This is a genomic window from Thioclava sp. ES.031 (genome assembly GCF_002563775.1).
Taxonomy (GTDB): Bacteria; Pseudomonadota; Alphaproteobacteria; order Rhodobacterales; family Rhodobacteraceae; genus Thioclava.
Map to the genome: position 1 here is coordinate 245,545 of NZ_PDJO01000001.1, position 12,361 is coordinate 257,905.

Consider the following 12,361-nt stretch of genomic DNA (forward strand, 5'->3'; position numbering starts at 1 on the left):
TGGCCGGAACGAGCGCGAATGATCGACGTCGAAGACCTGATCGCGCTCGTCCGCAATTATAATCCCAAGACCGATGCGGATCTGATCCGGAAGGCCTATGCCTACGGAAAAGACATGCATGAAGGGCAGTTCCGGCATTCGGGCGAGCCCTATTTTTCGCATCCCGTCGCGGTGGCGGCGATCCTGACCGAGCAGCGTCTGGACGATGCGACCATCGTCACCGCCCTTCTGCACGACACGATCGAAGACACGCGCTCGACCTATGGCGAAGTGTCCGAGATGTTCGGCGAGCAGATTGCCGAGCTGGTCGATGGCGTCACCAAGCTGACCAACCTGCAACTTTCGAACGCGGCCTCGAAACAGGCGGAGAACTTCCGCAAGCTGTTCATGGCGATGTCGAAAGACCTGCGGGTGATCCTCGTGAAACTCGCCGACCGCCTGCACAACATGCGCACGATCCGCTCGATGCGGGCCGAGAAACAGGCGCAGAAAGCGCGCGAGACGATGGAGATCTACGCGCCGCTCGCAGGCCGGATGGGTATGCAATGGATGCGCGAGGAGCTCGAAGACCTCGCCTTCAAGGTGCTCAATCCCGAGGCGCGCACCTCGATCATCCGCCGCTTCGTCAGCCTGCAGAAGGAAACCGGCGATGTGATCCCGAAGATCACCGCCGACATCCGCGCGCTGCTCGAAGACGAGGATATCGACGCGGACGTGTTCGGGCGCGCGAAGCGGCCCTATTCGATCTGGCGCAAGATGGAGGAGAAGCAGCTCACCTTCTCGCGCCTGTCGGATATCTATGGCTTCCGCGTCATTACCCGCACCGAGATGGACTGCTACCGGGTGCTGGGCCTGATCCATCACCGCTGGCGCGCGGTGCCGACCCGGTTCAAGGATTACATCAGCCAGCCGAAGACGAACGGCTACCGCTCGATCCACACCACCGTTTCGGGGCGCGACGGCAAGCGCGTCGAGGTGCAGATCCGCACCCGGCAGATGCACGAAGTGGCCGAGGCGGGCGTCGCGGCACACTGGTCCTATCGCGATGGCGAGCGGGCGCAGAACCCCTTCGCGGTCGATCCGGCGAAATGGCTCGCCTCGCTCAGCGAGCGGTTCTCGGACCCCGACGGCGATGGCGATCACGAGGAGTTTCTCGAGAACGTCAAGCTTGAGATGTATTCCGATCAGGTCTTCTGCTTCACCCCGAAAGGCGATGTGGTGAAGCTGCCCAAGGGCGCGACTCCGATCGATTTCGCCTATGCGATCCACACGCGGATCGGCAATAGCTGCGTCGGCGCGAAGGTCGACGGGATCCGCGTGCCACTTTGGACCCGGTTGAAGAACGGCCAGTCGGTCGAGGTGATCACCGCCTCGGGCCAGCGTCCGCAGCTGACCTGGCTCGATATAGTGGCGACCGGGCGCGCCAAGGCCGCGATCCGCAAATCGCTGCGCGAGGAAGATCGCGACCGCTTCATCAAGCTGGGGCAGGAACTGGCGCGGGTGGCCTTCGAGCATGTCGGCCGCCGCGTGACCGAAAAGGCGCTGCGCACCGCCGGCAAGGCGCTGGGGATCGGCGATCAGGACGAGGTTCTCGCCCGGCTCGGCTCCGCCGAGCTCGCGGCCTCGGACGTGCTGGACGCGCTTTATCCGGAACTCGCGCAACGCCGCGAAGGCGCCGAGATCGAGCCGACCCGCGCCGTGCTGGGCCTCGCCGCCGATCAAAGCTTCCGCCGCGCCGATTGCTGCCAGCCGCTGCCGGGCGAGCGCATCGTCGGCATTACCTATCGCGGCAAGGGCGTGGTGATCCACGCCATCGACTGTCCCGCGCTCGAAGAGTTCGAGGATCAGCCTGAACGCTGGGTCGATCTGCATTGGAAGACCGGGCAACACCCGCCCGCCTATACCGCGACCCTGAAGGTCACGATCTCGAACGACGCGGGCGTGCTGGGACATATCTGCACATTGATCGGCCAGCAGAAGGCAAATATTTCGGACCTCAACTTCGTGGAGCGCAAGCCGGACTTCTATTCGGTTCTCGTCGAGGTCGAACTGTGCGATGCAGAACATATGCATCGCCTGCTTACCGCCTTGGAGGCGGAGAGCGACGTGGCGCAGGTGGAGCGGATCAGAAACCTGTCGCGCAAACCCTGACGCACACGGCGCAGGGTGTAGAAAGGACGGCAGCGTGGTCTTCAGACGGCGCGAAAAACGGGGGGTTTGGGCCAACCTGCGCGAGGCGATCTGGCCGCGTTCGGGCTGGTCCCGGGCTTTTCAATACGTCAAGCACCGCGTCAACCGGTTGCCCGACCGCCCGCACCGGATCGCGCGTGGCGTCTGGGCCGGGGTCCTAGTCTCGTTCACGCCGCTCTTCGGATTTCACTTCGTCAGTGCCGCGGCCGTGGCCTGGATCATGCGCGGCAATATCCTCGCGGCGATCCTCGCCACGTTCTTCGGCAACCCGGTTACCTTCCCGATCATCGCGGTCTTCTCGACGAAGCTGGGCCACAAAATCCTCGGCGACCGGCTCGATCATGGCGGGGAACCGGAAAGCCTGTTGCAGACCTTTCAGGCCGCGAGCCACGATCTGCTGCATAACTTCTGGGCGATGTTCACCCCCGAGCATGCGGAATGGGGCGGGCTGGAGCGGTTCTTCACCGATGTCTGGCTGCCCTATCTGATCGGCGGGATCGGTCCGGGCGTGATCGCGGCCACGATCTGCTACTACGTGTCGCTGCCGATCATTACCGCCTATCAGAACCGGCGCCGCAGCAAGCTGAAGGCGCGGCTGGAGAAGATGCGGGCGAAGATCAAGCGCGAGGAACGCGCGGCGGCGGGGAAGTCCGAGACTCCCGAAGACTGAGCCGCAGCCGCTGGCGTCAGCTTTGCGCTTCGCCCGCGCCCGCCTCGCTCAGCGCATAGCCGCGCCGTTGCGCCCGGCGACGAAACCGCTCGGCCGCATGGACCGCTTCGCGCAGGTTGGAAAACCACCGCAGACAGGATGCGCCGGTCTGGCCCTGAAGGCCCCATTCGCGCAGCACGGTATACTCCCCGAACAGGTTGTCGGAGACTTCCACGCGATAGAACCGTCGCGACGTCGGCGTGTGAAGAAGGAGATTGAGCATGGCAGTGCCCCTGTATCCCGATTTCGTGAAGTGAATCAGAGCGGGGCGGTTTTGGCCAGCGAAAAGAGGTTAACGCTGCCGCGGACGGAAAAGGGCCGCCCCCGAAGGACGGCCCTAAGCCTATGTTTCACATGGATCAATTCGACGGGGCAGCCGACCACGTTTTGAGCCCGCCGATCTTTTCCTTGCGGCGTTGATCGGAGGATTTCGACCAGTCTCCGCCGAAAGCGGCGGATTCCCAGCTGCCATATTCGGGGTTCGGGAACATGATCCAGTCCTTGCCCCAATTGCCTTTCGTTTTCTCGAGGAAAGCATGGCGCGCGTCGACCGAGCCCTTCGCGCTATCCGAGAAATCGCCCAGATTGTCGCCCATCAGCAGCACGACGCGGTAATCCTTCGCGACGCTCGCGATCCGGTTCTCCTTGGCCGAGCCCCAGTCGGGCTTTTCCTTCTTCGTCAGAACCGTGTCGACATTGCCGCCCATCGGGAAGCCGAGCTTCTTCATGTTCTCGCGGGTGGCGGGCTCTTCGTCTTTCGTCCGGTTCGAGATGTAGAAGATTTTCACGCCCTTGCTGTCGGCATATTTCAGGAAATCGAGCGCGCCGGGCATCGCCTTGGTGGTTTCGGATTTGACGTAATCCGTCCATTCCTTCGACGAGAACGAGGTGCCGCGCGCAATCAGCGAGGCCTCGTAATTGGAGTTGTCGAGGACGGTTTCATCGAGGTCGGTGATGATCGCGACCGGCTTGTCTTGATAGCCCTTGCCTTCCTTGTCGGGCGTCGCGGTCCAGCCCTTGTCGGCCAGCGCCTGATCGAGACGCAGCTTGGCGAGATCGAAAAGCCCGCGCGACACGGCGGCATGCTCGACCGATTGCTGCATCCAGAGCGTCGCGTTGAGCAGGTCGTTCTGCTTGGTGGCTTGCGCGCCGTCCGCGCTGGCAGCGACGGTGCTGAGCGCGAGGGCCGCCGCACTAAGCGCAAGCAAAGGCTTGAAGGTCATATCTGTCTCCCGGTTGGTCTTGTTCGCAACTCGGAATTCAAGCGTCGGATGCGGCGTGCGCGCAAGCGACGGCGGGGTCACCTTGCCGTGACTTCAGCTCCAGCGGACCTCGCCCAGAAAGATATAGCCTGCGCCGTAGATCGTCTTGATAAGGCGCGGATTTTTCGGGTCTTCGCCAAGCTTCGTGCGCAACCGCGAGATCCGCACATCCATCGCCCGGTCGAAGCTCTCGCCTGCCGCGCCGCCCAAGCTTTCCTGCATCTGCGCGCGGGTGATCAGCCGGTTCGGGCTTTCGAGAAACAGCCGCAGCACTTCGCCTTCGGCATGGGAGAACGAGGTCTCGGCCCCGTCCTCCGCTACCAGCAGGTAACGGTCGAAATGGGCGGTCCAGCCTGCAAAATGGGCGGTCTGCGCTTGCGCCGGGCCTTCGCTGCGCCCCTTGCGCAGGCGCGCGCGGATGCGGGCCACGACCTCGGCCGGATCGAAGGGTTTGATGATGTAATCATCCGCGCCAAGCTCCAGCCCCGTCACCCGGTCCTGCACCTGCGCGCGGCCCGAGATGATGATGATCGCAGCGCCCGATTCCAGCGCCAGCCGATGCACCAACGCCAGCCCGTCGCGATCGGGCAGGCCCAGATCGACGAGGCAGACATCGGGCGAGGAGCGCTTCAGCCCGGCTTCGAACTCGGTCGCGCGGCCGTAGCAGGTCGTACGAAACCCGGCCTCTTCGAGCGCGTCGGAGAGCATCCGGCGGATTTCGGGCTCGTCGTCGAGGATCGCGACAAGGGGATGGTCGGCACTCATCGAGGCACTCCCGCAAGCAGCGCCGCAAGCTGCGCGGCGGTAAAGGGTTTCTGAAGGACCGGGCAGGGGGCCTGCGCACGCAGCGCATCGCCCGGCGGCAGCGAGGTCATCAGGATCATGGGAACCTGATTGCGGATTTCGCGGGCAAGATCCACCCCGCTGCGCGGTCCCGGCAGCTGGATATCCGACAGGACCAGCGCGATGTCGGGCAGGTTCAGCAGGGCTTCGGCCTCGGCGATCGTGCCCGCCTCGACGACCGTGTGATCCATCGCGCGCAGCATGTCGCGGGTGCTGGCGCGAATGTCCTCGTCATCCTCGACCAAGAGCACCATCATCGGCTCGGCTTGCCGGGCGGCGGGTTTCAGCGGCAGGCGCATCGTGACGCGCGCGCCGTCCTCGGTATTGGCCAGCCGGATCGTGCCGCCCGCGAGCTTGGTCTGGTCATAGACCATCGACAGGCCGAGCCCGGAGCCTTCATTTCCCTTGGTCGTGAAGAACGGATCGAGCGCATGTTCGAGCGCCTCCTCCGAGAACCCGCCGCCCTGATCGGTCACGGCGATCTCGACCCATGTATCGCGCACCGCGCGGGCCTCGATCCGGATCGTGCCGCCCTCTGCGCGCATCGCGTGATTGGCGTTCAGGATCAGGTTCAGCAAGCTGTCCTGCAACGGGCCGGGATCGAGCAGGATCGCGTCTTTCAGATCGCTATTGTCGAAATCGAGCGTCACCGGATCATGCAGCGTCGGCCCCGCCATCGCGGCGAGATCGTCGAAGAGATCGTCCAGCACCACCGCCTGCGGGCGCAGCTCGCGCGGGCCGGAGATCGCGGCGATCCGGTCGAGAAGCGTGCCGCCGCGCCGCGCCGCGCCAAGGGTCGCCCGGATCGCGTCCTGCGCGTCGGCGGGCAGCCCCTCCATCCGTTCGAGCCGCCCCTGCAGGCCTAGGATGATCGTCAGCAGATTGGCGAAGTCATGCGCGAGCCCCGAGGAGAGCTGTGCGGCCAATTCGCGCTTCGCCGATTGCGCGAGCGCTGCGCGGGCCTGCGCCTCATGCGTAACGTCGGTGGAGAGGATATAGACCCCGCTCACCTCGTTCTTGCTGGCAAGATCGGGTGTCAGCGCGACGCGGATGCGCCGGCCCGACGGGTCATGCGTGATCTCGACGACGCTCGCCTCGCCCGCCAGCGCGCGCCGGAACCCGGGGGTGATCTTGCGATAGGTCTCGGGGCCGAGCGCCTCGCTCGCGTGGTGCCCGACCGCATTGGCGAGCGATCCGGGCATCACGGTCGACAGGCGCCGGTTGGAAAAGGTGTAGATCAGGTTGCGATCGACCCGCGCGATATGGGCGGGCATCATCTCGGTCACCTGCCGCGTGCGGGCCTCGGTGATGGCTAGCTGGCGCGAGGTTTCCTCCAGCGCCATGTTCGTCGCCGCCAGTTCCCGGTTCGCCGCCGCCAGCGCCTCGGCATGGTCGAGCAGTTGGCCCGAGAGTTCCTCGGAACGCGCGCGCAACAGCGCCTCGTGCCGCTTCACCGGCGTGATATCGGTATAGACCGTGACCCAGCCACCCTCGGGCAGCGGCGCGCCTTCGACCGAGATCGTGCGCCCGTTCGCCCGCTGACGCTCCATGTAATGGGCCTCGAAGGCGCGGGCGGTCTCGACGCGCTCGCGGACGGCAGCCTCGATATCGTCGACCTCGCCATATTCGCCCCGCGTCACGAGGAAGCGAATCGTATCCTCGAAGGTGGTGCCCGGCTGGGCCAGCGTGTCGGGCAGGTCGAACATCAGCTGATATTGCCGGTTCGACACGGCCAGCCGCAGATCGCTATCGAAGATCGACAGCGCCTGTCCGATCAGGTTCAGCCCGGCCTGTGTCAGCCGTTCGCGGCTTGTTTCGCTCACCTCGCCCCTCCCGCTCCTTGGCTTTTGCTACCACCGGCAGGCGGCACGGCAAAGCATGTTTCGCTGCGCAGCGAAGTCGTAAGAATTCGTTACAATCACGAAAAGATCACGAAAACTTTGACATAGACTGTCGAGCCATGCCGAACTGTGCGCGGAGGAGCGCCCGGGGCGGTCGAGGGACGCCGGACATACCGGCGCGAGGGAGGAAAATTTGGCTGACGCAGTCGCGAAGGGGCAGGAGCCTGCCCAATCGATTCCTGCGCTTTTGGCGCGGAACGTGGCCCGATATGGTGGTTACCCCGCCTATCGCGAGAAGGAATTCGGGATCTGGCAGAGCTGGAGCTGGGCCGAAGCGGCCGAGGAAATCCGCGCGATGGCGCTGGGCTTCCTGAGCCTCGGCGTGGAACGGGGCGATTATATCGCCATCATCGGGCGCAATCGCCCCATGCATTACTGGTCGATGGTCGCGGCGCAGATGTGCGGCGCGATTCCGGTGCCGCTCTATCAGGACGCAGCGGCCGACGAGATGGCCTATGTGATGGAGCATTGCGGCGCGCGCTTCGTCGTCTGCGGCGATCAGGAGCAGGTCGACAAGATCGTCGAGATCGAGGACCGCATCCACGCGATCACCCATGTTACCTACACCGACAAGCGCGGCATGCGGAAATACGACCATTCGCGCATGAACGCGCTGGAGGACGTGCAGGCCGAGGGCCGCGCGGGCCATTCGCGCTACGAGGCCGAGCTGGACAAGCGCATCGCCGAGCTGACCTATGACAGCACCTGCGTGATGCTCTACACCTCGGGCACGACGGGCAAGCCGAAGGGCGTGGTCCTGTCGAACCGCAACATCATCGAGACCGCCAAGGCGTCCTCGGAATTCGATCACCTGAACCATAACGACGAGGTTCTGGCCTACCTGCCGATGGCATGGGTGGGCGATTTCATCTTCTCGATCGGGCAGGCCTATTGGTCGGGCTTCACCGTGAATTGCCCGGAAAGCCCCGAGACGATGATGATCGACCTGCGCGAGATCGGGCCGACCTATTTCTTCGCACCGCCGCGGGTCTTCGAGAACCAGCTGACCTCGGTGATGATCCGCATGGAAGATGCGGGAAAGCTGAAGAAGAAGCTGTTCGACCATTACATGAAGGTCGCGCGCGACGTCGGTCCCGACATTCTCGACGGCAAGCCCGTCAGCTTCGGCAAGCGCATGTCCTATGCGCTGGGCAATTTCTTCGTCTATGGCCCGCTCAAGAACACGCTGGGCTTCTCGCGCATCCGCGTGGGCTACACGGCGGGCGAGGCGATCGGGCCGGAGATCTTCTCGTTCTACCGCTCGCTCGGGATCAACCTGAAGCAGCTCTACGGTCAGACCGAGGCGTCGGTCTTCATCACCCAGCAGCCCGATGGCGAAGTGCGCGCCGACACGGTGGGCGTGCCGTCCCCGGGCGTCGAGGTGAAGATCGCCGACAATGGCGAAGTCTTCTATCGCAGCCCCGGCACCTTCGTGGAGTATTACAAGAACGCTGAGAGCACCGCCTCGACGAAGGACCCGGAAGGCTGGGTCGCCACCGGCGATGCGGGCTTCTTCGAGGAAGATACCGGGCATCTGCGGATCATCGATCGCGCCAAGGACGTGGGCAAGATGGCCGACGGTCGCCTGTTCGCGCCGAAATATGTCGAGAACAAGCTGAAGTTCTACCCCTCGATCCTCGAGGCGGTGGTGTTCGGTGCGGGCAAGGACCGGTGCACGGCCTTCATCAATATCGACCTCACCGCGGTCGGCAACTGGGCCGAGCGCAACAACATCTCCTACGCCTCCTATCAGGAGCTTGCGGGCCATCCGCGCGTCTACGAGATGATCCGCGAGCATGTCGAAGAGGTGAATGAAAGTATCGCCGAAGACCCGATGCTCTCGGGCTGTCAGGTCCATCGCTTCCTGATCCTGCACAAGGAACTCGACGCCGATGACGGCGAGATGACCCGCACCCGCAAGGTGCGCCGCAACGTGATCGCCGAGAAGTTCAACGACCTGATCGAGGCGCTCTATGACGGGCGTGACGAGATCTACACCGAAACGGAAGTGACCTACGAGGACGGGCGCAAAGGCTCGATCAAGGCGACGCTGAAGATCGCCGACGCGAAGGTCGTGGCCCCGAAACAGATGGCGGAGGCGGCGGAATGAAAGACATGAACGAAGGTTACGTCACCGCCGACGGCCGCCAGATCGGCGGGGTCATCATGGAGATGAAGAACATCACGCTGCGCTTCGGCGGGGTGGTGGCGATCAAGGATATCTCCTTCGACATCCGCGAGGGCGAGATCCGCGCGATCATCGGTCCGAACGGCGCGGGGAAATCCTCGATGCTGAACGTCATCTCGGGTTTCTATATCCCGACCGAGGGCGAGGTGTTCTACAAGGGCGTCAAGCGCGGGCCGATGAAACCCTATCAGGTCGCGCGCCTCGGTATCGCGCGCACCTTCCAGAACATCGCGCTGTTCGACGGCATGTCGGTGCTCGACAACATCATGACCGGCCGGCTGACCCACATGAAGAAGGGGCTCATGTCGCAGGCCGGCTGGTGGTGGACGGGTGCCGCCGCCGAGGAGCACGAGAACCGCGAGAAGGTCGAGAAGATCATCGACTTTCTCGAGATCCAGAATATCCGGAAAACGCCGGTGGGGCGTCTGCCTTACGGCCTGAAGAAGCGGGTGGAGCTGGCGCGCGCATTGGCCGCCGAGCCGAAGATCCTTCTGCTCGACGAGCCGATGGCGGGAATGAACGTCGAAGAGAAAGAGGACATGAGCCGCTTCATCCTCGACGTGAACGACGAGTTCGGCACCACCATCGTCCTGATCGAACACGATATGGGCGTCGTGATGGACCTCTCCGACCGGGTCGTCGTGATGGATTACGGCAAGAAGATCGGTGACGGCACGCCCGACGAGGTGCGCAGCAATCAAGACGTGATCGACGCCTATCTGGGGGTGGCCCATGACTGAGACCATCCGCATCGCAATTCAGACATCGGAGGCGCGTCATGCCTGATATCGTTCTCTATGCCGCCGAGGTGACGCTGAACGGCCTGATGGCAGGGGTGCTCTATGCGCTCGTGGCGCTGGGCTTCGTGCTGATCTTCAAAGCCTCTGGCATCTTCAACTACGCGCAGGGCGTTCTCGCGCTCTTTGCCGCGCTCACGCTGGTCGGCATCCAGAAGGGGCAAGTGCCCTTCGCCCATCTCATCAACGCGATGACGGGCAATCACTACACGAATTTCCCGTGGGAGGTTCCGGCAATCGTCGCGATCCTGCTCGCGGCGGCCGTGATGGTCGTGCTCGCAATCATCATCGAGAAAGTGGTGCTCAAGCATCTGGTGAACCAGGCGCCGATCATCCTCTTCATGGCGACGATCGGGATGGCCTATTTCCTCGAAGGTTTCGGGGACGTGATGTGGGGTTCTGACATCAAGACGCTCGATGTGGGCCTGCCGCAGGGCATCAACGAGACCATCGACACCGTCACCTACAACATGTTCGGCTACGGCTTCTTCATCGACAATCTCGATATCGTGGCGGCGATCGTCGCGGTGCTGCTGGTGTCGGCGCTGACCGTGTTCTCGCAATACTCCAAGCAGGGCCGGGCGCTGCGCGCGGTGGCCGACGATCACCAGGCCGCGCTGTCGGTCGGGATCTCGCTGCGCTTCATCTGGATCCTTGTCTGGTCCATCGCGGGCTTCGTGGCGCTGGTCGCAGGCATCATGTGGGGCTCGAAATCGGGCGTGCAGTTCTCGCTGTCGCTGATCGCGCTCAAGGCGCTTCCGGTGCTGATGCTGGGCGGCTTCACCTCGATCCCGGGCGCCATCGTCGGCGGTCTGATCATCGGTGTGGGCGAGAAACTGTTCGAACTTCTGATCGGTGCCCCCTTCCTGGGTGGCGCGACCGAGAACTGGTTCGCCTATGTCCTCGCGCTCGTCTTCCTCGTCTTCCGGCCGCAAGGTCTGTTCGGCGAGAAGATCATCGAGAGGGTCTGACCGATGATCACGACGCTTTCACGTCACGGTGAAAAATTCCTTGATCGAGCCGCAGGGGTGCGACAAGCTGCCACATGTCGTGGCGTCAAGGGGAGGGGAGCCCAGTGTCGTCGCGCTGATGTGACGATCATTGGGAGGACCGTTACCGATGAAGACCTGCGCAACCGTGTTCACGATTGGCTGGGGAGCCGCGCTCGCATTCGGATGGATCGCGCTGGCCGCGCCGCCGGAAGAACCGACCACCTTGCAAACACTGAATATCGTGCTGGCCGCCTTGGGGGCGGGAGCCGGGCTCTGGGCCTGGGTGAGGATCCGGCGCGGCAACTGCTGACGGGAGACGACGCGCTCTCCCTGACGAAAGGGAGAGGCTGATGTTTTACCGCGAAGCAGGTGATTTCAAGACATCCTACCGGGAGGACAGTCAGACCTTTCCGATCAAATTCGACCGGCTGCGCTATTATGCGGTGCTGGCGGTCGCCTTCGGGATCGTGCCGCTGTTCATCAACGACTATTGGGCGAACGCGGTCGCGGTGCCCTTCCTGATCTACGCCATCGCGGCGATCGGGCTGAATATCCTCGTGGGCTATGCCGGGCAGGTCAGCCTTGGCACCGGGGGCTTCATGGCGGTGGGCGCTTATGCCGTCTACAAGCTGATGACGGCCTTCCCGGACGTATCGATCTTCATCCATGTGATCCTTGCAGGCTTCATCACGGCGGCGGTTGGGGTGCTGTTCGGCCTGCCGAGCCTGCGCATCAAGGGCTTCTACCTCGCGGTGGCGACGCTGGCGGCGCAATTCTTCCTCGTCTGGCTCTTCAACAAGGTGCCGTGGTTCTACAACTACTCGGCCTCGGGTCAGATCAACGCGCCCGAGCGTACCGTCTTCGGCGTCTTCGTGACCGGCGCGCAGACCTCGGCCATGGCGAAATACATGTTTTGCCTTGTGATGCTGACGCTGGTGGCGCTGGTCGCGCGGAACCTGACGCGCGGCACGGTCGGGCGCAAATGGATGGCGATCCGCGACATGGATATCGCCGCCGAGATCATCGGGGTGAACCCGCTGACGACGAAACTGTCGGCCTTCGCGGTCAGCTCGTTCTTCATCGGCATCGCCGGCGCTCTGTTCTTCGCGGTCTATCTGGGCGCGGCAGAAGTGGGCGAAGCCTTCGGCATCCAGAAGTCCTTCCTGATCCTCTTCATGGTGATCATCGGCGGTCTGGGCTCGATCTTCGGCTCCTTTGCGGGCGCTGCCTTCCTCGTGCTGCTGCCGGTCTTCCTGAAGAACGTGCTCGTCGGCACGCTCGGTTGGCCCACGGACCTCGCCGCGCATATCGAACTGATGATCGTGGGCGGCCTGATCGTGGCCTTCCTGATCGCGGAACCGCATGGCCTCGCGCAGCTCTGGCGCGTCGCGAAAGAAAAACTCCGGCTTTGGCCCTTCCCGCACTGACGGCCGGGCCGCCCAACACAAAGAACCGGGACACGCCCGGCGCAACACTCGA

General features: G+C 63.6%; 11 protein-coding genes. 7 read left to right on the top strand and 4 right to left on the bottom strand.

Annotated features, from left to right (window positions below):
- Positions 1-18: 18 nt before the first annotated feature.
- Together AXZ77_RS01280 and AXZ77_RS01285 are read left to right on the top strand one after the other, a co-directional pair.
- Complete coding sequence (locus AXZ77_RS01280; RefSeq protein ID WP_098409731.1) at positions 19-2,151, top strand: bifunctional (p)ppGpp synthetase/guanosine-3',5'-bis(diphosphate) 3'-pyrophosphohydrolase; 2,133 nt, start codon at positions 19-21, stop codon at positions 2,149-2,151.
- A 34-nt stretch (positions 2,152-2,185) separates the two neighbouring features.
- Positions 2,186-2,860 carry a DUF2062 domain-containing protein gene (locus tag AXZ77_RS01285; protein ID WP_098409732.1) on the top strand — a complete coding sequence of 225 codons (675 nt, stop codon included), beginning with the start codon at positions 2,186-2,188 and terminating at the stop codon, positions 2,858-2,860.
- A gap of 16 nt (positions 2,861-2,876) precedes the next feature.
- Here the strand turns inward: AXZ77_RS01285 and AXZ77_RS01290 are convergent, their stop codons facing one another.
- From AXZ77_RS01290 to AXZ77_RS01305, 4 genes are all read right to left on the bottom strand, one after another.
- Positions 2,877-3,122 (bottom strand): WGR domain-containing protein, encoded by a 246-nt coding sequence (locus AXZ77_RS01290; RefSeq protein WP_098409733.1) that lies wholly within the window; start codon positions 3,120-3,122, stop codon positions 2,877-2,879.
- Between the two features lie 136 nt (positions 3,123-3,258).
- Positions 3,259-4,122, bottom strand: coding sequence for a 5'-nucleotidase, lipoprotein e(P4) family (locus AXZ77_RS01295; protein ID WP_098409734.1), 864 nt, complete (start codon positions 4,120-4,122; stop codon positions 3,259-3,261).
- Positions 4,123-4,215: 93 nt separating this feature from the next.
- Positions 4,216-4,926 carry a response regulator transcription factor gene (locus AXZ77_RS01300; protein WP_078541712.1) on the bottom strand — a complete coding sequence of 237 codons (711 nt, stop codon included), beginning with the start codon at positions 4,924-4,926 and terminating at the stop codon, positions 4,216-4,218.
- Positions 4,923-6,827 carry a PAS-domain containing protein gene (locus tag AXZ77_RS01305; RefSeq protein ID WP_098409735.1) on the bottom strand — a complete coding sequence of 635 codons (1,905 nt, stop codon included), beginning with the start codon at positions 6,825-6,827 and terminating at the stop codon, positions 4,923-4,925. Before AXZ77_RS01305 ends, AXZ77_RS01300 begins: the two co-directional genes overlap by 4 nt.
- Before the next feature lie 211 nt (positions 6,828-7,038).
- On the opposite strand from AXZ77_RS01305, the gene AXZ77_RS01310 reads away from it, so the two are divergent.
- The 5 genes from AXZ77_RS01310 to AXZ77_RS01330 all read left to right on the top strand — a co-directional run bounded on the left by AXZ77_RS01310 (position 7,039) and on the right by AXZ77_RS01330 (position 12,309).
- Positions 7,039-9,015 (top strand): long-chain fatty acid--CoA ligase, encoded by a 1,977-nt coding sequence (locus tag AXZ77_RS01310; RefSeq protein ID WP_098409736.1) that lies wholly within the window; start codon positions 7,039-7,041, stop codon positions 9,013-9,015.
- Entirely contained in the window at positions 9,012-9,833 is an 822-nt protein-coding gene (locus AXZ77_RS01315) for an ABC transporter ATP-binding protein (RefSeq protein ID WP_098409737.1), read from the top strand. The genes AXZ77_RS01310 and AXZ77_RS01315 overlap by 4 nt, the downstream gene beginning before the upstream one ends.
- Positions 9,834-9,871: 38 nt before the next feature.
- Positions 9,872-10,861, top strand: a complete 990-nt coding sequence (locus AXZ77_RS01320) for a branched-chain amino acid ABC transporter permease (protein WP_098409738.1) — start codon at positions 9,872-9,874, stop codon at positions 10,859-10,861.
- 148 nt (positions 10,862-11,009) lie between these two features.
- Positions 11,010-11,192, top strand: coding sequence for a hypothetical protein (locus tag AXZ77_RS01325; protein ID WP_078541717.1), 183 nt, complete (start codon positions 11,010-11,012; stop codon positions 11,190-11,192).
- Positions 11,193-11,232: 40 nt separating this feature from the next.
- Positions 11,233-12,309 (top strand): branched-chain amino acid ABC transporter permease, encoded by a 1,077-nt coding sequence (locus AXZ77_RS01330; protein ID WP_098409739.1) that lies wholly within the window; start codon positions 11,233-11,235, stop codon positions 12,307-12,309.
- The last annotated feature ends 52 nt before the right edge of the window (positions 12,310-12,361 follow it).

Bases quoted from the DNA above. Each gene is read 5' to 3' on its own strand.
- AXZ77_RS01280 (WP_098409731.1), top strand. From the start codon at position 19: ATGATCGACGTCGAAGACCTGATCGCGCTCGTCCGCAATTATAATCCC.
- AXZ77_RS01295 (WP_098409734.1), bottom strand. From the start codon at position 4,122: ATGACCTTCAAGCCTTTGCTTGCGCTTAGTGCGGCGGCCCTCGCGCTC.
- AXZ77_RS01315 (WP_098409737.1), top strand. From the start codon at position 9,012: ATGAAAGACATGAACGAAGGTTACGTCACCGCCGACGGCCGCCAGATC.
- AXZ77_RS01300 (WP_078541712.1), bottom strand. From the start codon at position 4,926: ATGAGTGCCGACCATCCCCTTGTCGCGATCCTCGACGACGAGCCCGAA.
- AXZ77_RS01320 (WP_098409738.1), top strand. From the start codon at position 9,872: ATGCCTGATATCGTTCTCTATGCCGCCGAGGTGACGCTGAACGGCCTG.
- AXZ77_RS01290 (WP_098409733.1), bottom strand. From the start codon at position 3,122: ATGCTCAATCTCCTTCTTCACACGCCGACGTCGCGACGGTTCTATCGC.
- AXZ77_RS01330 (WP_098409739.1), top strand. From the start codon at position 11,233: ATGTTTTACCGCGAAGCAGGTGATTTCAAGACATCCTACCGGGAGGAC.
- AXZ77_RS01325 (WP_078541717.1), top strand. From the start codon at position 11,010: ATGAAGACCTGCGCAACCGTGTTCACGATTGGCTGGGGAGCCGCGCTC.